The sequence below is a fragment of the Arthrobacter sp. Ha26 genome (genome assembly GCF_059091705.1).
Genome location: NZ_JBNHGX010000001.1, coordinates 781,832 through 800,279, shown reverse-complemented (window position 1 = coordinate 800,279; position 18,448 = coordinate 781,832). Strand labels below are relative to the sequence as shown.

At 65.6% G+C, this 18,448-nt stretch carries 16 protein-coding genes; 6 read left to right on the top strand and 10 right to left on the bottom strand.

Translation table 11 applies throughout. The annotated features are described in order from the left end of the window. The first annotated feature begins 118 nt into the window (after positions 1 to 118). On the top strand, positions 119 to 1,741 hold the full coding sequence (locus tag AC5RVY_RS03765; RefSeq protein WP_493953348.1) for a glycoside hydrolase family 1 protein: 1,623 nt from the start codon (positions 119 to 121) through the stop codon (positions 1,739 to 1,741). Positions 1,742 to 1,793: 52 nt separating this feature from the next. Here AC5RVY_RS03765 and AC5RVY_RS03760 read toward each other — a convergent pair whose 3' ends face one another. Beyond that, positions 1,794 to 2,885, bottom strand: coding sequence for an App1 family protein phosphatidate phosphatase (locus tag AC5RVY_RS03760; protein ID WP_493953347.1), 1,092 nt, complete (start codon positions 2,883 to 2,885; stop codon positions 1,794 to 1,796). Positions 2,886 to 2,952: 67 nt separating this feature from the next. Then, positions 2,953 to 3,684 (bottom strand): DUF72 domain-containing protein, encoded by a 732-nt coding sequence (locus AC5RVY_RS03755; protein ID WP_493953346.1) that lies wholly within the window; start codon positions 3,682 to 3,684, stop codon positions 2,953 to 2,955. A gap of 84 nt (positions 3,685 to 3,768) precedes the next feature. Here AC5RVY_RS03755 and AC5RVY_RS03750 point away from each other — a divergent pair, with 84 nt between their 5' ends. The 3 genes from AC5RVY_RS03750 (at position 3,769) to AC5RVY_RS03740 (ending at position 6,697) form a co-directional block, all read left to right on the top strand. After that, a complete protein-coding gene (locus AC5RVY_RS03750; RefSeq protein WP_493953345.1) occupies positions 3,769 to 5,577 on the top strand; it encodes a glycoside hydrolase family 15 protein in 1,809 nt (602 codons plus the stop codon). Positions 5,578 to 5,693: 116 nt separating this feature from the next. After that, entirely contained in the window at positions 5,694 to 5,984 is a 291-nt protein-coding gene (locus AC5RVY_RS03745; RefSeq protein ID WP_493953344.1) for a hypothetical protein, read from the top strand. 5 nt (positions 5,985 to 5,989) lie between these two features. Then, positions 5,990 to 6,697 carry an HAD family hydrolase gene (locus tag AC5RVY_RS03740; RefSeq protein WP_493953343.1) on the top strand — a complete coding sequence of 236 codons (708 nt, stop codon included), beginning with the start codon at positions 5,990 to 5,992 and terminating at the stop codon, positions 6,695 to 6,697. A gap of 7 nt (positions 6,698 to 6,704) precedes the next feature. On the opposite strand, the gene AC5RVY_RS03735 is transcribed toward AC5RVY_RS03740, so the two are convergent. Next, complete coding sequence (locus AC5RVY_RS03735) at positions 6,705 to 6,953, bottom strand: hypothetical protein (protein ID WP_493953342.1); 249 nt, start codon at positions 6,951 to 6,953, stop codon at positions 6,705 to 6,707. Positions 6,954 to 7,113: 160 nt separating this feature from the next. On the opposite strand from AC5RVY_RS03735, the gene AC5RVY_RS03730 reads away from it, so the two are divergent. Then, positions 7,114 to 8,289, top strand: a complete 1,176-nt coding sequence (locus AC5RVY_RS03730; RefSeq protein WP_493953341.1) for a zinc-dependent alcohol dehydrogenase — start codon at positions 7,114 to 7,116, stop codon at positions 8,287 to 8,289. On the opposite strand, the gene AC5RVY_RS03725 is transcribed toward AC5RVY_RS03730, so the two are convergent. The 5 genes from AC5RVY_RS03725 to AC5RVY_RS03705 all read right to left on the bottom strand — a co-directional run bounded on the left by AC5RVY_RS03725 (position 8,286) and on the right by AC5RVY_RS03705 (position 14,712). Then, positions 8,286 to 9,437 carry a serine hydrolase domain-containing protein gene (locus tag AC5RVY_RS03725; protein ID WP_493953340.1) on the bottom strand — a complete coding sequence of 384 codons (1,152 nt, stop codon included), beginning with the start codon at positions 9,435 to 9,437 and terminating at the stop codon, positions 8,286 to 8,288. The genes AC5RVY_RS03730 and AC5RVY_RS03725 overlap by 4 nt on opposite strands. 90 nt (positions 9,438 to 9,527) lie before the next feature. Then, positions 9,528 to 10,340, bottom strand: a complete 813-nt coding sequence (locus tag AC5RVY_RS03720) for a bifunctional allantoicase/(S)-ureidoglycine aminohydrolase (protein WP_493953339.1) — start codon at positions 10,338 to 10,340, stop codon at positions 9,528 to 9,530. A gap of 12 nt (positions 10,341 to 10,352) precedes the next feature. Then, a complete protein-coding gene (locus tag AC5RVY_RS03715; protein WP_493953338.1) occupies positions 10,353 to 11,633 on the bottom strand; it encodes a DUF6986 family protein in 1,281 nt (426 codons plus the stop codon). A 3-nt stretch (positions 11,634 to 11,636) separates the two neighbouring features. Continuing rightward, positions 11,637 to 13,235, bottom strand: a complete 1,599-nt coding sequence (aceB, locus tag AC5RVY_RS03710; protein WP_493953337.1) for a malate synthase A — start codon at positions 13,233 to 13,235, stop codon at positions 11,637 to 11,639. A 37-nt stretch (positions 13,236 to 13,272) separates the two neighbouring features. Beyond that, positions 13,273 to 14,712 carry an NAD-dependent malic enzyme gene (locus AC5RVY_RS03705; protein ID WP_493953336.1) on the bottom strand — a complete coding sequence of 480 codons (1,440 nt, stop codon included), beginning with the start codon at positions 14,710 to 14,712 and terminating at the stop codon, positions 13,273 to 13,275. Positions 14,713 to 14,946: 234 nt separating this feature from the next. Between AC5RVY_RS03705 and AC5RVY_RS03700 the strand changes: the two genes are divergently transcribed. Continuing rightward, a complete protein-coding gene (locus tag AC5RVY_RS03700; protein WP_493953335.1) occupies positions 14,947 to 15,702 on the top strand; it encodes an IclR family transcriptional regulator in 756 nt (251 codons plus the stop codon). Positions 15,703 to 15,779: 77 nt separating this feature from the next. Here the strand turns inward: AC5RVY_RS03700 and AC5RVY_RS03695 are convergent, their stop codons facing one another. Beyond that, a complete protein-coding gene (locus tag AC5RVY_RS03695) occupies positions 15,780 to 17,285 on the bottom strand; it encodes a nucleobase:cation symporter-2 family protein (RefSeq protein WP_493953334.1) in 1,506 nt (501 codons plus the stop codon). A gap of 133 nt (positions 17,286 to 17,418) precedes the next feature. Continuing rightward, positions 17,419 to 18,327 carry a factor-independent urate hydroxylase gene (pucL, locus tag AC5RVY_RS03690; protein ID WP_493953333.1) on the bottom strand — a complete coding sequence of 303 codons (909 nt, stop codon included), beginning with the start codon at positions 18,325 to 18,327 and terminating at the stop codon, positions 17,419 to 17,421. Positions 18,328 to 18,448 lie beyond the last annotated feature (121 nt).

Below are 18,448 nucleotides of genomic sequence, written 5' to 3'. Positions count from 1 at the left end.
GGGGCATCCGTGTCGGGTCGTTCACCAGCGGCGGCCGATATGCGAGGATATGGTCCTGAGTCCGCGCGGGTCCCAGGATTGGCGCGGGCACCGTCCTGTCCTAGTAAGGGTTGATTCGATGCATATTTCCGCCAAGGACCTCGCCGCGCTCATCCCGCCGGGCTTCACGCTGGGAGTGGCCACTGCGGCCCTACAGATCGAAGGGGCACTGGACGAGGACGGGCGCGGAGCCGCCGGTTGGGATGTGTTTGCCGCGAAACCGGGCGCCATCGTTGAGGACCACAGCCCGAAGACAGCCTGCGACCACTACCACCGCATGCCGCAGGATGTGGCCCTCATGAAGCAGTTGGGCGTGGACTCCTACCGCTTCTCGTTCGCCTGGCCGCGCATCCAGCCCATCGGCAGCGGCCCGGCAAACCGGGCGGGGCTGGCTTTCTACGACAGGCTCCTGGATGAGCTCCTCGCCAACGGGATCTCGCCCATGGCCACCATCTACCATTGGGACACCCCGCTGGCACTGGATGAAGACGGCGGGTGGATGAACCGGGATACGGCCTACCGGCTGGGGGAGTACGCGGGTATCCTGGCCGAGGCTTTCGGTGACAGGGTGGCCCGTTGGGTGACCATCAACGAGCCCGCCACCGTGAGCACCAACGGCTACACGCTGGGTCTGCATTCGCCCGGCAAGGAGCTCCTCCTGGGCGCCTTTCCCACCGTCCACCACCAGCTGCTGGGGCACGGGCTTGCGGTGCAGGCGCTGCGGGCCGCGAAAGTGCCGGGCGAGATCGGAATGACCAACGTCTACTCGCCGATGGTCCCGAACTCCATCAACCCGCTGGACTACGTCAGTGCCGGCCTGATGGACCTGGCCCAGAACCGGCTCTACGCCGATCCGGTACTCACCGGAAAATACCCGGACCTGATCCGTGCCGCCAAGTTCTTCAGCTCGTTCGAGCACCCCGAAGAAGACATGGAACTCATTTCCCAGCCGCTGGACTTCTACGGACTCAACTACTACATGCCCACCAAGGTGGCTGTGGGGCCGGGCGGCGGGGCGGTGCCGGCCAGCATGGCCGAGGCCATGGGCAGCGACCTCAGTGCAGCAGGCAGCGGAGGCACCCCCTTCCACGTGGAGACCTGGCCGGAAGCGGACATCACGGCCTACGGCTGGCCGGTGAAACCGGAGTATATGGCGGTGGCCCTGAAGGAAATGGCCGATCGCTACCCCAACCTGCCGCCCGTCATCCTCACCGAGGGCGGTGCCAGTTTCGAGGACATCATTGTCCGGGACAAGTCCACCAACACCCGGTTCATTCCTGACGAGCGCCGCCTGAAATACCTCTCCGACCACCTTGAGGCCGCTTTAAGGGCCACCGCCCCCGGCGGTTCGGCTGAGTCGATCGACCTGCGCGGCTACTACGTGTGGTCCCTGATGGACAACTTCGAATGGTCTGCCGGCTACAACCAGCCATTCGGGCTGCTGCACGTGGACTTCGAGACCCTCGAACGGACCCCCAAGGCCTCCTACTTCTGGTACCAGGAACTCATCGAGGAGCGCGACCTTGCCGTCGCGGCGGACGTTGTCATCGCGGCAGCCGTTGCGCCCGGGGAGCTGGATCCTGAGGCCTTGGGTGCTGAGGCGCTGGATCCTGAAGTTCTGGATCCTGAAGTCCTGGACCCGGAGGCCCTGGATTCGGAATCGCCCGACGACGGCGTGAGCCCGCTGGGTGCCAGCGCTTAGGCCCGGCGCGGGAAAAGACCGCCCCGTCACAAGGTGCGGTCAGGGTTCCGGCCTAGAGGAGGCCCAGCATGGCCAGCTGCTTGGCGATGCCGGCGCCGTCCGGAGAGTAGATCCACGGCACCTGCGAGGCCGTGTGGTCGCCGTCCTCGGAGTGGCCGCCCGCGAACACGGATTCGCTGATGGACAACTGGCGGATGGCGATGGCGGCAACCTTGTCCGGATGCTCCTGCGCGAAGCGTGAGTAGATCGCTTCATCATGCTGGCCGTTGTCGCCCACCAGGAGCCAGCGCATGTCCGGGAATTCCTTGGCGAGCCGCTCGAGGTTGCGCAGTTTGTGGTCCTGGCCGCTGCGGAACCAGCGGTCCTGCGTCAGGCCCCAGTCCGTCAGCAGCAGGGCTCCGGTGGGGTACATGTTGCGGGTCAGGAAACGGGCCAGCGTAGGCGCAGCGTTCCACGGCCCGGTGGACAGGTAGACCACCGGGGCATCCGGGTGCTCCACGGTCAGCCGGTCCAGCAGCACCGCCATGCCGGGCGTTGCCATACGGGCCCGTTCGCTCAGCACAAAGGTGTTCCAGAGGGCAAGGAAGGGCCGCGGCAGCGCCGTTACCATCACGGTGTCATCAATATCGGAAACGATGCCGAACTTCACATCGGGTGCAACAACGCGGATGAGCGCTTCGGTGGGCTCTGTGCCTTCCGCCCGAAGGATAGCGGTGTGCCAGCCAGGTGAAAGCTGGACGTCCACCTCGACGTCGATCAGTCCGCCCCGGTCCGCACGGGCATGGGTGACTACATCGCCGATGGTGATTTCGACGTCGGTGAACTGCAGCGGAACACTCGTGAAGGCGCGCCAGCCGCGCACGTTCTGGTTGCCGTTGCGCGCGGCATGGTCTGCTTTGCTCCCGGGCAGGGGCTTCTGTGTCAGCAACACCCTGGCCAGCACCCGCACCAGGCTGGTGGAGCCGTAGCCCTGGTATGCGACCGTCTGGGGAACGAAGTTCCAGCGCTTGGCCAGCTGGATCCGAACGGAGTTGACTGCGTCGGAGAGCCGGTGCGCCAGCCGGAACACGTGGTTCCCGGAGAGCGCGGCCGGAGCCACGGTGGGCACTGTGTCCTGTGGGGAGTTCTTGGGAGCCGAGTCCATGCCTCCACTCTGCCACAGGGCGGTACGGGCGGAAGGGAAGCCGGGCGTCCGCTGACGCTTCGTGACGTTACCCTTCGCCCAGGATCCCGCGCAGGGTCTCGGCGTTCCGCACGGCGTTCCCACCGCCGTCGTTATTGAAATAGGCGTAGACATCCAGGCCATTGCCCGCCCACTCCCGGATGCGGTCCGCCCACCACTGAAGGTCCGCGTCTGAGTAGGAGCCCGCATAAAGGTGCTGGTGGTCCGGTCCGTGGAGCCGCACGTACGTGAAGGGTGCGGTGGTCCGAAGGATGCAGGGAAGATTGGCGCCGCTCATGATGCAGTAGGCCGCTTGGTGCCGCTCCAGCAGGGCGAACACTTCGGAACAGTCCCAACTCGGGTGCCGGAACTCCACCGTGACCCGGATCCAGTCCGGCACTGCGGCCAGGAAATAGTCCAGCCTGGCATCGTCCCGTTCCATGCCGGGCGGGAGTTGGACCAGGAGTACTGCCCGTTTGTCGCCGAGTTCATGCCAGCACCGGGTGATGCGCTCCAGCCACACCTCCGGCTCGTACAGTTTCCGGGCATGGGTCAGGCCGCGGGGAGCCTTGACGGACATGCTGAAGCCGGCGGGCAGCCGCTGGTTCCAGCCGGCGAACGTGGTGTCGCGGGGCCAGCGGTAGAAGCTGGCGTTGAGCTCAACAGTGTGGAAGCGGGCCACATAATGCTGCAGCCGGTTCTTCACGGGCAGCTTGGGCGGGTAGAGGACGTTCTCCCAGTGGTCGTAGCTCCAGCCGGAGGTCCCGATGTGGATTGCCATGTTTGCCCCCGTCCCGCTGCCGTTCTTTGAGGCTACACCTCTCTTACCGGTCCACTGCGGCTCTTGCTGTGGCAGGGTATGGTCATGGCGCGAATTGAAGATTATGCGGTTGTTGGTGACCTCCATACGGGGGCGCTGGTCAACAAGGAAGGCTCCATCGACTGGCTCTGCCTTCCCCGGTTCGATTCCCCTGCCTGCTTTAACGCACTGCTGGACACGCCCGAAGCGGGCCGGTGGCTGTTGGCACCGGCAAGCGGTGGCACCTGCACCCGGCGCCGTTACCGGGACGGCACCCTGATCCTGGAAACCGAGTGGGAAACCGAAGACGGTACGGTGCGGGTCATCGACTTCATGCCGCCGCGAGACTCCGTGGCTGACATCGTCCGCATCGTCGAAGGGGTCACCGGAAGCGTGAAAATGCGCGGTGAACTGACCCTTCGGTTCGACTACGGACACATTATCCCCTGGGTGCGCAAGGACGAGTACGGCCTGCACGCCATCGCCGGACCGGACGCCGTCTATTTTGTGACCCCCGCACCCCTGCACGGGGAGAACATGCACACCGTCAGCGACTTCACGGTCAACGCAGGCGAGCGGGTCCCGTTTGTGCTGACCTGGGCTCCGAGCCACGTGGGACGGCCGCATACGGTGGACGCCGAGGAAGTGCTGGGCACCACCTACGCGTTCTGGCGGGGCTGGGCCTCCCAGTGCACCGTAGAGGGCAAGTACCAGGAGGCCGTGATCCGCTCGCTGGTGACGCTCAAGGCCCTCACCTACGCACCCACGGGCGGGATCGTTGCGGCCGTGACCACGTCCCTTCCGGAACAATTGGGCGGCCCCCGGAACTGGGACTACCGCTACTGCTGGCTGCGGGACGCCACCATGACGCTTCAGGCGCTCCTGGCTGCCGGCTATACCGCCGAGGCGGCAGCCTGGCGGGACTGGCTGCTCCGGGCCGTGGCCGGCGACCCGTCAGACCTCCAGATCATGTACGGCATCCACGGGGAGCGCCGCCTGCCGGAAATGGAGCTGCCGTGGCTGAAAGGCTACGAAAACTCTTCCCCGGTCCGTATTGGGAACGGCGCCGCAGAGCAGCTCCAGCTGGATGTGTGGGGCGAAGTGCTGGACTGCCTGGCCCTCACCCGCAATTCCCTCCTGAAGCACACCGATGAGGCCTGGGACGTCCAGATTGCCCTGATGGAGCACCTGGAAACCATCTGGGACCAGCCGGACAACGGGCTGTGGGAAATGCGCGGCCCGCGCCGGCACTTTACGCACTCAAAGGTGATGGCGTGGGTCGCGGCGGACCGGATGGTGAAGGGTGTCCGCGATTCAGGCCTGCCGGGGCCGGTGGAACGTTGGGAGAAGCTGCGGGACACCATCCACCGTGACGTTATGGCCAACGGCTTCGATGCCAAGCGCAACACTTTTGTCCAGTCCTACGGGCGGCCGGAACTGGACGCCAGCCTCCTCCTGATTCCCCGGGTGGGCTTCCTGCCGCCGGACGATCCCCGGGTGATTGGGACCATCGAGGCCGTCCAGCGGGAGCTGACCGAGGACGGGTTTGTGCTCCGCTACCGTCCTGCCGAAGCCGATGACGGCCTGCCAGGCGACGAAGGCGTTTTCCTGGCCTGTTCGTTCTGGCTGGTGGAAGCGCTGCTGGGTGCGGGCCGCCAGGATGAATCCCGGGAGCTGTTCGAGCGGCTCCTGGAGCTGCGCAACGACGTAGGCCTCCTGAGCGAGGAATGGGGGGTCCGGCTGGGCCGGCAGCTCGGGAACACACCCCAGGCGTTCAGCCACTTCGCGCTTGTGACTAGCGCCCTGGAGCTGCATCAGGATACGGTTCGGCGAAGTGACACCCCCATTCCGCCGGAAACGGCGGAAACGCGCTGAGGCGGCGCGTTCGGGTGTCCGGCTTCTCCTTCGCGAAATAGATAAGTATACTTACTAACACTTCATGGCGTGCGCCTGGAAAGCACAGTGCCGTGACTGACGGAGGAGTGATTGCAATGGCCGGGTATTTTGAGCTCGTGGACGCGCCCGACGGCGGCTATAGGGTCCGGATGATGGACGGCAGCGGGAACCTGATGGCCATCTCGGTCACCTTTCCCACGAAAAGGGCGGCTGCTGCCGGGGTGGCAATGGCGCGGGAGATCGCCGGCACCGGCCTTATCAGGGATAAGAGCCACGACGGCGCCGGCACGGTCATCAGGGAGCGTGTGCGTCCGGTGAGCAGCCCCAAAGAAGAGGCCTCGCGGGCCAGGAAGGCCGCGGATGCCAAGCGGGCTGCGGTCAGCTGATGGTGGTGCGGGAACCTGGATCCCCTGACGGTGGACGCCGCCGGGGGATTCTCTTTGACGTTGACGGCACGCTGATCGATTCCTCATACATCCACACCATCTCCTGGTGGGGTGCCTTCCGCCAGCAGGGCTACGATGTCCCGATGGCCTCGATCCACCACTTTGTGGGCATGGGCGGTGACCGCTTGGTGGACAACCTCCTGCCGGCCGGGCGGGACAAATCCCTCGATTCTGAGGTCATGGCCAGCCATGCCGCACTCTATGCCTCGCACTGGCCGGCACTTCGCAGGTTCGAAGGCGCCAAGGAACTGCTGGCCCAATGCCACGCGGTGGGCCTCGCCGTCGCGCTCGCGTCCTCGGCGCGCAGCCAGGACCTGGAGGTCATGAAGTCCACCCTCGATGCTGATGCGTTCATCGACGCCGCCACCAGCGCCAACGACGCCAAGGACAGCAAGCCGGCCCCGGACATCCTCGTCGCTGCGCTGGAGGCTATCGGCGTGGAAGCGGCCGATGCCGTCTTTGTCGGGGATGCTGTTTGGGACATGAAGGCCGCCGCAGCGCTCGGCATCCCTGCCGTCGGGGTCACCTGCGGGGGCGTCAACGCCGCCGAACTCCGTGACGCCGGTGCGGTGGAAGTCTATGCGGGACCGCGCGACCTGCTCGAAAACCTGACCACCAGTGCCGTGGGCCGGCTGCTCTCGACGGCCTCTTGATCCTGCCCTAGAGGGTCTGGCCGCGGGCGGCGGCGTCCTCGTCGCCCGCATTGGCCGGCTTGTCCCAGGACACCGCCACCCGCACCGCGCCGTCGTCGCCCCGCTCAATGTCCGTGACCACGTCGGCGGGGCTGGCTCCCATCTCCACAATCCTCTGGCGGTAGCTGTTCACGAGCTCCTCCAGGCTGGCCTCCGTCCATTCTCCCGGACGCATCCGCGTGGAAATCTCAACCGGTTCCGGCTGGTAGAGCGACATGGCGTTCCTCTTTCATTCGTCATCTCCGGTGCTGACCCTTCCTACGCTAGGAGCCGCCGGCCGGGACGACAAGACTTTCATCAGCCTGCTTACTTTTTTGTTCCGGAGCCGATAGCGTCGAAGCGAGGGCGGCACGCCCTGATCCGGAGAAAGGGAGACTGTGAAAGCACTGACGTGGCAAGGAAAACGGTCGGTAAGCGTGGAAGAAGTGCCTGATCCCGTCATCCAGGAGCCCACTGACGCCATCGTTCGGATCACCTCCACGGCGATCTGCGGCTCGGACCTCCACCTCTATGAGGTGCTCGGGCCGTACATGCACAGGGGCGATGTGATCGGGCACGAACCCATGGGCATCGTGGAGGAGGTGGGCAGCGCCGTCACCAACCTGCGCAAAGGCGACCGCGTGGTGGTCCCCTTCAACATCTCCTGCGGCCGCTGCTACTTCTGCGCACAGGGCCTGCAGTCCCAGTGCGAGACCACCCAGGTCAAGGACAAGGGCTCCGGCGCAGCCCTCTTTGGCTATTCGGAGCTGTACGGTTCCGTCCCCGGCGGCCAGGCCGAGTACTTGCGCGTCCCGCACGCCGACTACGGCCCCGTCAAGGTGGGAACGGAATTGCCGGACGAACGGTACCTCTTCCTCTCGGACATCCTTCCCACCGCCTGGCAGGCCGTTGAATATGCCGACACTCCGGCCGGCGGCACCCTGGCAGTTTTCGGACTGGGACCGGTGGGCCAGTTCTCGGGCCGGATCGGGGTCCAGCGCGGGCTGCGCGTCATCGGCATCGATCCTGTTCCGGAGCGGCGCGACATGGCGGCGCGGCACGGGATCGAAGCGCTGGATTACACCAAGGACGTGGTGGACCGGCTGCGGGAGATGACTGCGGGGCGTGGACCGGATGCGGTGGTGGACGCCGTCGGGATGGAAGCGCACGGTTCCCCCGTTGCCGGGTTCGCCCACCAGGCGCTGGGCCTGCTGCCGGACAAACTGGCGCAGAAGGCGATGGAAACGGCAGGCGTGGACAGGCTGGCTGCCCTGCATGCGTCCATCCAGGCGGTGCGCCGGGGCGGAACTGTATCGCTAAGCGGGGTGTACGGCGGGCAGGCCAGTCCGATGCCGATGCTGACCATGTTCGACAAGCAGATCCAGTTCCGGATGGGGCAGTGCAACGTGCGCCGGTGGACGGATGACATTCTTCCCCTCGTGGAGGACGACGCCGATCCGCTGGGTGTCATGGATCTGGTCACCCACCGCTCCGGCCTGGAGGGGGCGCCGGCACTGTACGAGAAGTTCCAGAAGAAGGAAGACGGCTGCATCAAGGTGGTCCTGAACCCCTAGGCGGCACACAGGCTGTTCAAGGCTTCCTGCGCTACGTCCTGCATCTCGTAGATCAGCGGGTTGAGCTGGAGGGTTGGCGGCGCGGGAGGGTAGGCGACCGAGAGGGTCAACTGCGTGCTGCCGTCCTCGCTGGTCATGGCAATCATGCCGTAGCCGTCGGTGTCACCGGGGAGGCCATAGTAGAAACGGTTGTTGCAGGTGTTGTTCCACCGCCGGAGGGCAAACCCGTAATACTGCGAGTAGCCGCCCTTCATGGCCGTCACCTGATCCGGTGGGAGCAGGTTGCCCCGCAGCAGCGCGGCATAGAACGTGTTCACTTCCTCCACAGTGGATACTGCTCCCCCGGAGGGCAGTTCGGCCTGCCATGCGGGCCGGGCCACGTCCAGCCGCCTGCCCTCGGCGGTGATGTAACCGTGGATCATGCTGGCCGGAGCTTCGCTGCCAAGGCTGGTGGCCTTCAAACCCAGTGGTTGTGCGATGTCTGCAGTCAGGACCCGGCTGATGCTTTGGCCGCGGAGCCGTTCAATGATCAGCCCCAAGGCCGCGTAATTGGTCCGGGAGTAGTTGAAAATCTGTGCCAGCCGCCGTTCCCAGGGAACGGTAGCGGCCAGGGACAATTGCTGTTCAAGGCTGAGCGGCCGGTTCATCGTCTCCTCCCATCCGCCGGACGCCACCAACGGCACGAAGAAGTCGGGGAGGCCGGATTCGTGGGTCAGGAGCTGGCGGACGGTGACAGGCCCGGGCGGATGGAGGACGCTGCCGAACTCGGGAAGGTAATCACTGGCCTGGCTGTCCAGGTTAAGTTTTCCCTCCTCAACCAGCTTGAGGACGGAAACCGCCACCATCGATTCGGTGACGCCACCGATGCGCACGGGATCAGACACGGTGGCGGGCTCACCCGTTTCCAGGTTCCGGACGCCGGCAGCGTGGGTCCAGCTGTTGCCGCCGGTCCGGACGGCGATCAAGACCGCCGGGGCGCCTTCCTCCAGCATCCTGGCGCTGAAGGATTCCAACAGCGCAAAAGCCGCCGCTTTATCCGGTTCGGGAGGGGGCGGCTCCTCGGTGCAGCCAGCCGAAGCGGCCGCCAGCAGGACGGTGCACAGGGCGGCCGCGATCCGTTTCCACGCTCGGCCAAGGGGTGTGCCCATGCGACCAATTTTGCCCCAACCAGGTAGCGCTAAGTGTCGTTCTTGGGCTCCAAACGACACTATGCGCTACCTGGTTGGGGAGGCGGCGCTTTAGGTGAGGCGCACCTGGCGGTTCATGTCCTTATACAGCAGGTAGCGGAACTCGCCCGGGCCGCCGGCGTAGCAGGCCTGCGGGCAGAACGCACGCAGCCACATGAAGTCGCCGGCCTCCACCTCCACCCAATCGTTGTTGAGCAGGTACATGGCTTTGCCCTCCAAGACGTACAGGCCGTGCTCCATCACGTGGGTTTCCGGGAACGGAATGACGCCGCCGGGCTGGAAGGTCACAATGTTCACCTGCATGTCGTGGGCCAGGTCGCTGGAATCAGTGAAGCGGGTGGTCTTCCAGGCGCCATCGGTGTCCGGCATCGCCGTCGGCTCCACGTCTTTTTCGTTGGTGACGAAGGACTTCGCTTCGTAGCCCTCGAGCCGTTCGTAAGCCTTGCGGATCCAGTGGAAGGACACAACGTCGTCGGAGACGTTCTCCAGGCCCCAGTCGGAACCCGCAGCGAGGTAGGCGTAGCCGCCTTCCTCGAGCTGGTGCAGCTCGCCGTCGAGGGTCAGGTTGACCTTGCCGCGGGTGACGAAGATGACGCCTTCAACGCCGGCCTCGAATTCTGCCTTTGGCGCACCGCCGCCCGGGCCGATCTCCACGATCAGCTGCGAGAACGTGGTGGCGAAGCCCGAGATGGGGCGGGCGATGATCCAGGAGCGGGTGTTCGAAAAACCCGGCAGGTTGGACGTGACGATGTCCGTCATCACGCCCTTGGGAATGACCGTGTAGGCCTCAGTGACGATGGCCCGCTCGGTGGTCAGGTGGGTCTGCGGCGGCAGCCCGCCGGTGGGGGAGTAGTACTTGCCCATCAGTGTGGATCCTTACTTGGGAGTTGAGGTGGTGGCGAGCCGCGGGTGGGCCAGTGCAGTCAGCTGGGGGACGCCAACGCCGGCCAGCGACTGGACTTCATCGGCACCTACGGCGCCACACTGGACGCCGCGGAGGACGAACGCGGCCAGCGCGCGGGCGGTGGCCGGTTCATCCATTACCCCGCCCGCGGTCTGCTCCACGTAGTTCCGCAGGCGGGCCGCGGCGGCGGGCTGGCCCTGCCGGTAGAAGGCGTAGGTAGCGGCGAAGCGGCTGGGCAGCTGGGCCGGGTGCAGGTCCCAGCCCTGGTAGTAGCCGCGTTCCAGCGACCGGCGGACCAGCCGGCCGTGCAGCTGCCAGGCGTTCTCGACGTTGTCGCCCACGGGGATGATGTTGGTGGAGCCGTCCGAGAGCCTGATGCCCGTACCGGCCACGGCCAGCTGCATGACTTCTTTAGCGAAGTCCGCCACGGGGTGCTCCATGGACTGGTATTCGGCCGAGATCTGCAGCGAGGCGGAATAGTCGTAGGTGCCGTAGTGCAGGCCGCTGATCCGGCCCGGGACGGCGTGCGGCAGCTGCGCCACCGGCGACGTTCCCTCCGGCCCCAGGATCAGCTGCGGCGTTTCCACCTGCACTTCGAAGCGGAGCCGTCCGGCCGGCAGTGAATGCACTTCCTCGAGCCGGGACACGGCGTAGTCCATTGCCTTGACCTGGGCCACGGTGGTCACCTTGGGCAGGGTCAGGACCAGTCCCTCCGGCAGCTCGCCCGCCGCGGCCAGGCCGGAGACGAACAGGTCCAGGGTCCGCAGCCCGCGGGCGCGGGTGGCCGCCTCGAAGCACTTGAACCGGATCCCTATAAAGGGGGGAGCCGAACCGGCAGCGACAGCGGCGGCCACGGCGGAAGCCGCGCCAACCGCGGCGTCGTCCTCGGCGTCGTCGCCCCTGTCCCCGAAGCCGTCCTCAAAATCAAGCCGCAGGTCCTCGATCGGTTCGCTGGCCAGCTTCGCTTCGACGCGCGGGGCTACGGCCTCAGCCAGCGCCGCGTCCTGGCCCAGCAGGGCACCGAGCTTTTCCAGCCCGCCGTGGGCGTTCGCCGCGGCCAGTGCCTCCGCGCCCCAGTCGGGAGCGAACGACGGCGTGAACCGGTCCGCGGGCACATACACCGTGTGGACGGGCTGGCGGGAGCCGTCGTCGCCCGGGTAGTTCTGCTCCAGCAGCCGGTCCGTGTCCGCCAGCTGCCCGTCAATGGTCGCCAGGTCCCCGGCGGACAGGGAGGGCTTGGGTGATCCGGCCATGCCTCAGCCCACCAGTTCGTAGGCCGGGGTGGTGAGGAAGTCCGTGTACTCCTCGGACAGGCAGATGTCCGCAATCAGTTCGCTGGCCGGCTGGTAGTAGCGACGGAAAGCCTCGTCGCCGAACTCGGTGCGCAGGCGCTCGGTTTCCTCGCCCAGGATCCGCTCCACGAGTTCGCGGGTGACGGTGTTGCCGGTGTCCGCGAGGACGGACTTGTTGCGGATCTGCTGCCACACCTGTGAGCGGGAGATCTCGGCGGTGGCGGCGTCCTCCATCAGGTTATGGATGGCCACGGCGCCGTTTCCGGAGAGCCATACCGCTGTGTAGGCGATGGCGACGTAGAGGTTCAGCCGCAGCCCGGCCTCGGTGACCTGGCCCTCGGCAGAAGTGACGTCCAGCAGCTGCTCTGCCGTCACGTTGACCTCGGGGCGCTGCTTGTCCAGCTGGTTCGGCTTGTCGCCGAGCACTGCATCAAACACCTCGCGGCAGGTGGGCACCAGGTCCGGGTGGGCAACCCAGGAACCGTCAAAGCCGTCGTTTGCCTCACGGGTCTTGTCCGCGCGGACCTTGGCGAAGGCGGCCTCGGTGACTTCCGGGTGGCGGCGGTTGGGGATCACGGCCGCCATGCCGCCCATCGCGAAGGCGCCGCGCTTGTGGCAGGTCTTGACCAGCAGTTCGGTGTAGGCCCGCATGAACGGGGCGGTCATGGCAACCGAGGCGCGGTCCGGGAGCACAAACTCCTCACCGGCATCACGGAAGTACTTGATGATGCTGAACAGGTAGTCCCAGCGGCCGGCGTTCAGGCCGGAGGCGTGGTCCCGCAGTTCGTACAGGATCTCGTCCATCTCGAAGGCCGCCGGGATGGTCTCGATCAGCACGGTGGCGCGGATGGTGCCCTGGCCCAACCCCAGGAAATCCTGGGCGAAGACAAAAACGTCGTTCCACAGCCGGGCCTCAAGGTGGCTCTCCATCTTGGGCAGGTAGTAGTACGGGCCCTGCCCGTTGAGGACCAGCTGCTTGGCCACGTGGAAGAAGTGCAGGCCGAAGTCCACCAGCGCGCCCACGGCAGGTTCGCCGTTGATGAGCAGGTGCTTTTCGGGCATGTGCCAGCCGCGGGGGCGGGCCACCACCACGGCAAGCGGCGCGTCCGTGCGGAGCCTGTACTCCTTGCCCTCCTCTGAGGTGTAGCTGAGGGTGCCCTGGGCGGCGTCGCGGAGGTTCAGGATGGCGTCGATGACGTTGCCCCATGTGGGGGTGCTGGCATCCTCGAGGTCCGCGAGCCAGACCTTGGCGCCTGAATTCAGTGCGTTAATGGCCATCTTTGCCGGTGAGGCGGGTCCGGTCATCTCCACCCGGCGGTCCTGCAAAGCCGCAGGTGCCGGCGCAACTTTCCAGTCGCCGTCGCGCACGTCCTGGGTCTCGGGCAGGAAGTCCAGCTTGCCGGTTTCAGCTACGCGCTGCCGCTTGGCGCCGCGGGCCGCCAGCAGTTCGTTGCGGGTGCCGGCGAAGCGGGTGTGGAGCTCCTCGATGAAGGCCAGGGCCTTGGGGGTGAGGATTTCCTCCGCGCGCTCGATGGGCCGGGGGTCTGTGACAGTGATGGCCATTTCTGGTCCTTTCCTTGTACTGAAGTCAGGCGGTGAATCAGGCGCTGGCCAGGGCGGCTTCAAGTTCCTTGGCTGCGGCCGCGGTTGCCACGTTGGCAGCGTGGGCGGCGGCGGCAACGGCTGAGGCAACATCGGCAGCCACGTGGGGATCGAAGACGCTGGGGATAATGTAGCTGGCATTGAGCTCGTCGTCAGCTACCCGGTTGGCGATTGCCTCCGCGGCGGCCACCAGCATCTCCGGGGTGATGTCCGAGGCTCCGGCGTCGAGCAGGCCGCGGAAGAAGCCCGGGAAGGCCAGCACGTTGTTGATCTGGTTGGGGAAGTCGCTGCGGCCGGTGGCCACCACGGCGGCGTGCCGGGAGGCGATGACCGGATCGATTTCCGGTGTCGGGTTGGCCATGGCGAACACGATGGCCTTGTCCGCCATCGCTGCCACCTGTTCCTCGCCGATCACGTGCGGGGCGCTGACGCCGATGAACACATCCGCGCCGACGAGTGCTTCGTGGAGCGTGCCTGCAAAGCCTTCTTCGTTGGTGTTCGCCGCGATCCAGCTGCGGTGCTCGTCCCCGTAGGTTTCGCCGGAGTGGATGGCGCCCGAGCGGCCGGCGGCGACGATGTGCTGCGCCCCCTGTGCCTTCAGGAGCTGGATGATGGCTGAGCCGGCTGCGCCGACGCCCGACACCACAATCTTCACCTCGTCCAGCTTCTTGCCCACCACGCGCAGTGCGTTGACCAGGGCTGCCAGGGTGACGATGGCGGTGCCGTGCTGGTCGTCGTGGAAGACCGGGATGTCCAGTTCCTCGCGGAGCCGGTTCTCGATTTCGAAGCAGCGCGGGGCGGCGATGTCCTCCAGGTTGATGCCGCCGTAGACCGGGGCCATGGCCTTGGCGATCATGATGATTTCCTCGGTGTCCTGCGTGTCGAGGCAGACGGGCCAGGCGTCAACGTTGGCGAACTGCTTGAACAGCGCCGCCTTGCCTTCCATCACCGGCAGCGCCGCTGCCGGGCCGATGTTGCCCAGGCCCAGGACAGCGGAACCGTCGGTGAGGACGGCAATGGTGTTGCGCTTGACGGTCAGGTTGCGGGCCGCTGCAGGGTCCTCGGCGATGGCGAGGCAAACGCGGGCGACGCCGGGAGTGTAGGCGCGGGAAAGATCGTCGCGGTTGCGCAGGGCAACCTTGGGGACGACTTCCAGCTTGCCGCCCAGGTGCATCAGGAAGGTGCGGTCAGAGACGTGCTGGACCGTGACGCCGTCGAGCGCGTTAAGTGCGTCCTTGACGCGGGCGGCGTGTTCGTCGTCGGTGGTGTTGCAGGTGACGTCCACTACCAGGGTCTCGTGGTGGGATTCGCTGACGTCCAGCGCGGTGATGGCAGCACCTGCCGCTCCCACGGCTGCGGCGAGTTCACTGGTAGCGCTGAAGCTGGACGGTGCTTCCACACGCAGGGTAATCGAATTTCCGGGGCTGGGGTTCGCCATTGAATGTCCTCCTGTTGGGCCCTGTGCCGGGCCGTGTCCGGTCTGTCATCTCGAAACGAATGTTTTCGTATTATGGATATTATTATCTACAAGATGGAAATACAAGCCCTCCGAATGCGACCGGCAAGCATGCATCGCCGTGCCTGCCGGGGTGCTGTATGTTGGGTGTTCTAAGCAACTCTTTTCACGATGCGGATAAGAGTTGTCGGATTCCGAGCCGTAGGAGACAACGGAATGGCAGAAAAAGCCACGGGCGGCGTGCAGTCGGTAGAGCGCGTCTTCGAACTGCTGGAGCTCATTACGGACGCCGGCGGTGACGTCACGCTCAGCGAACTGTCCTCGTCCACCGACCTTCCGCTGCCCACCATCCACCGCCTGCTGCGGACGCTGGTGTCCCTGGGCTACATCCGCCAGCTGCCCAACCGGCGCTACGCACTGGGGCCCCGGCTTATCAGGCTCGGCGAAGGAGCCAACAAGCAGCTTGGGGCCGTGGCCCGTCCGCAGCTGAAGACGCTGGTGGACCGGCTGGGGGAGACCTCCAATATGGCTGTGCTGGACTCGGACATGGTGATCTACGTGGCACAGGTGCCGTCGCTGCACTCCATGCGCATGTTCACGGAAGTGGGCCGGCGCGCCCACACCCATGCCACCGGCGTCGGAAAAGCCATCCTCGCCCAGCTGGATGACGAGACGGTCCGCGGCATCGTCAGCCGCGCCGGGATGCCCACCCCCACCTCCAAGAGCATCGGCGATGTGGATGACCTCCTGGCCGACTTGAAGCTCATCCGCGAGCGGGGCTACTCCATTGACGAGGAGGAGCAGGAACTCGGCGTCCGCTGCTTCGCCATGGCAGTGCCCAACGCTCCCACCCCCACGGCAATCTCGGTTTCCGGTCCGGTATCCCGCGTGGACGAGCACTTCTCCGACAAGGCCGTACCCGTCCTCCGTGAGGCCGCCGAGGCAATCTCGCTGGAACTCAACCGCACCTGACACAACGTCCGCTGCTACCCAGACGGCGGCCCGCTCCTTTCGGAAGCGGGCCGCCGTCTTTTTATTCAGGGACACTCCTAGTGTTCTGACGCCTTTTCGGACGACTCGACCCGGACTTCCTTGCCGTCGCAGTCGATGAGCTTGCCGCCTTCATAGCGGTCGCCGTCGGCCAGGCATTTCAGGTCCTCTTCCCGGACCACCCGTTCAGTGCCAGCCACAAAGACGGACTGATTCTCCGAGTTGCCGGCCTTGAGGTGGTTGAAGAGCAGGTTCAGCAGGATGGCCATCACGGCGGCGGAGCTGATTCCCGAGTGGAAGATGGTCCCGAACCATGACGGAAAGTGGTCGTAGAACGACGGGGCGGCGATGGGGATCATGCCGAACCCGATCGAGGCTGCCACGACGATCAGGTTCATGTTGTTCCTGTACTCCACCTTGGACAGCGTGCGGATGCCGCTGGCGGCCACCGTGCCAAAGAGCACGACGCCGGCACCTCCGAGGACGGGCGTGGGCACCGCTGCGACCACCCGGCCAAGGACCGGCAGCAGGCCAAGGATCACCAGGATGAGGCCGCCGGCGCTGACCACAAAGCGGCTCTTGACGCCGGTGATGGCCACCAAACCCACGTTCTGGGCAAACGCGCTCTGCGTGAAGGAGTTGAACAGCGGGGAGATGGCGCTGGAGAGCATGTCCGCCCGGAGGCCGTTGCCGATCCTCTTGGAGTCCACCTTGGTGCCCACGATCTCGCCCACCGCGATGATGTCCGCCGAGGTCTCGGTCAGGGTCACCAGGATGACGATGAGCATGGAGATGATGGCGGCAAGCTCGAACGTCGGCGGACCGAAGGCGAAGGGCGTGGGGAACGCGACGATCTCGCCCTGGCCCACCTTGGAGAAATCGGCCATGCCGAAGGCGAACGCGATCAGCGTGCCCAGGACCATCGCCAGCAGGATGGAGAGGCGGGAGATGGCGGCGCTGCCCACCTTGCTGAGCAGCAGGACGATGGCCATCGTGGCCGCGGCGAGGCCGATGTTGGCCACGCTGCCGTAGTTGTCCGCCTTGCTGTTGCCGCCCATGGCCCAGTTGGCTGCCACAGGCATCAGCGTGAGTCCGATGGTGGTGATGACGGTGCCGGTGACCACGGGTGGGAAGAACCGGATGATTTTCGAAAAGAGCGGTGTGATCAGCAGGCCGATCAGGGAAGCGGCAATGACGGAGCCGAAGACTGATTGAATTCCGCCGCCGCCGTGCACAATGGCCACCATGGTGGAGACGCCCGCGAAGGAGACGCCCTGGACCAGCGGCAGCTGCGAGCCGAAGAAGGGGACGCCGACGGTCTGCAGGATGGTGGCCAGCCCGCCGACAAAGAGGCAGGCCGCGATCAGCAGGCCGATGTCCTGGGAGGACATTCCGGCTGCGGCGCCGATGATCAGGGGCGGGGCGATGATGCCGCCGTACATGGTGAGGACATGTTGGAAGCCGTATGCAAAAGTGCTGGCGATGGGGAGGCGCTGGTCCTCCGGGCGGGTTGAGGGGGTGCCTTTTCCGGCGGCAGCAGCGGCCGGTTTCCTTCGGATGTTCATGGCAGACTTTCTTGGTTCATGGCAGACGACATTGTCTGGCTAACGGGGTCTGGCTAACAGGTGTTGAAAGACGTGTGGTGGGTTGTGGCGGGCTCAACCACCGGGGTGAGCCCGCCGCCACCAATGCGGCTGTTTAGCAGAAGCCGGCGATGCCGGACCAGGCGATGTCTGCCGGGGTGGCGTCGTCGCGCTGGACGGTGGCCTCGATCAGGCCGTAGGGGCGGTCCGCGGCGAAGAAGACCTCGTTCGGGTTGTCGAGGCCGAACGGGGAGAGGTCCACCAGGAAGTGGTGCTTGTTGGGCATCGAGAACTTGATCTCATCAATCTCGTTGTGGGCTTCCAGCACCTTGGTGCCCATGTCGAACAGGGTCTGCTGGAGGGCGTGGGAATACTTCTCCGTGAAGCCTTCAAGCAGGAGTCCCTTGACGTCGTCGTAACTCTTGTTGAAGTCCAGGGTGCTGAAGTCGGTGCCGGTCTTGAAGCGCCAGCGGGCCGAGACATCGGTGGCCAGGATGCGGTCCGTGGTTTCGGGCAGGGTGGTGTACTTGTCCTTCGGGTAGCCCACGAAGCCGGATTGGGTGGACTTCAGGACGGTCAGGTCCTTGAGCCCGGAGATGAGGTGCGAGGTGGCGCCGTCGCGGACCAGGACTGCGGTGCGGACTTCCTGGCCGTTGCGCACGAAGGAGTGGTCGTGCTCGGCGCCGTGGGCCTGGATCCGGTCCCAGCTGTAGGACTCGGCCTCCCAGCGGCCGCCGGTGACCCAGTCGAAGCCGGAGGTGAAGTGCTCGCCGAGTCGAAGTAGGAACGCCTCGGGCGAGCCGACGCCCTCACGGGCGAAGGCGTAAATGGTGTTCTTCTGGGTGTCAGTGGCCACCACGTGGGCGTTGTCGCCTTCAAGGTGCGCCGCGGCGAAATCGCCCCGCAGCTGCGAGGTGACGTTGAGGTCTTCGATCTCGTGGCGGTCGGTATCGCGGGTGATCTTGACGACCCGGACCTCGGCCTTGCCGTACTGGTTCTCGCCGAGGATGATCTTGCTGCTCATGGTCTGTTCCCAACTTCCGGTAAGTGGAACCTAGGTTCCATCACTGAAATTAAGCGCGCATTTCAAGCGCGTTTCCGGTGGTGCCGACCCAACAAAAAAGAGCCGGCATCCATTGATGCCA

What these genes read in the sequence shown, in the direction of transcription:
- AC5RVY_RS03765 (WP_493953348.1), top strand. Translation starts at nt 119, where the DNA reads ATGCATATTTCCGCCAAGGACCTCGCCGCGCTCATCCCGCCGGGCTTC.
- AC5RVY_RS03760 (WP_493953347.1), bottom strand. Translation starts at nt 2,885, where the DNA reads ATGGACTCGGCTCCCAAGAACTCCCCACAGGACACAGTGCCCACCGTG.
- AC5RVY_RS03755 (WP_493953346.1), bottom strand. Translation starts at nt 3,684, where the DNA reads ATGGCAATCCACATCGGGACCTCCGGCTGGAGCTACGACCACTGGGAG.
- AC5RVY_RS03750 (WP_493953345.1), top strand. Translation starts at nt 3,769, where the DNA reads ATGGCGCGAATTGAAGATTATGCGGTTGTTGGTGACCTCCATACGGGG.
- AC5RVY_RS03745 (WP_493953344.1), top strand. Translation starts at nt 5,694, where the DNA reads ATGGCCGGGTATTTTGAGCTCGTGGACGCGCCCGACGGCGGCTATAGG.
- AC5RVY_RS03735 (WP_493953342.1), bottom strand. Translation starts at nt 6,953, where the DNA reads ATGTCGCTCTACCAGCCGGAACCGGTTGAGATTTCCACGCGGATGCGT.
- AC5RVY_RS03725 (WP_493953340.1), bottom strand. Translation starts at nt 9,437, where the DNA reads ATGGGCACACCCCTTGGCCGAGCGTGGAAACGGATCGCGGCCGCCCTG.
- AC5RVY_RS03720 (WP_493953339.1), bottom strand. Translation starts at nt 10,340, where the DNA reads ATGGGCAAGTACTACTCCCCCACCGGCGGGCTGCCGCCGCAGACCCAC.
- AC5RVY_RS03715 (WP_493953338.1), bottom strand. Translation starts at nt 11,633, where the DNA reads ATGGCCGGATCACCCAAGCCCTCCCTGTCCGCCGGGGACCTGGCGACC.
- aceB (WP_493953337.1), bottom strand. Translation starts at nt 13,235, where the DNA reads ATGGCCATCACTGTCACAGACCCCCGGCCCATCGAGCGCGCGGAGGAA.
- AC5RVY_RS03705 (WP_493953336.1), bottom strand. Translation starts at nt 14,712, where the DNA reads ATGGCGAACCCCAGCCCCGGAAATTCGATTACCCTGCGTGTGGAAGCA.
- AC5RVY_RS03700 (WP_493953335.1), top strand. Translation starts at nt 14,947, where the DNA reads ATGGCAGAAAAAGCCACGGGCGGCGTGCAGTCGGTAGAGCGCGTCTTC.
- AC5RVY_RS03695 (WP_493953334.1), bottom strand. Translation starts at nt 17,285, where the DNA reads ATGAACATCCGAAGGAAACCGGCCGCTGCTGCCGCCGGAAAAGGCACC.
- pucL (WP_493953333.1), bottom strand. Translation starts at nt 18,327, where the DNA reads ATGAGCAGCAAGATCATCCTCGGCGAGAACCAGTACGGCAAGGCCGAG.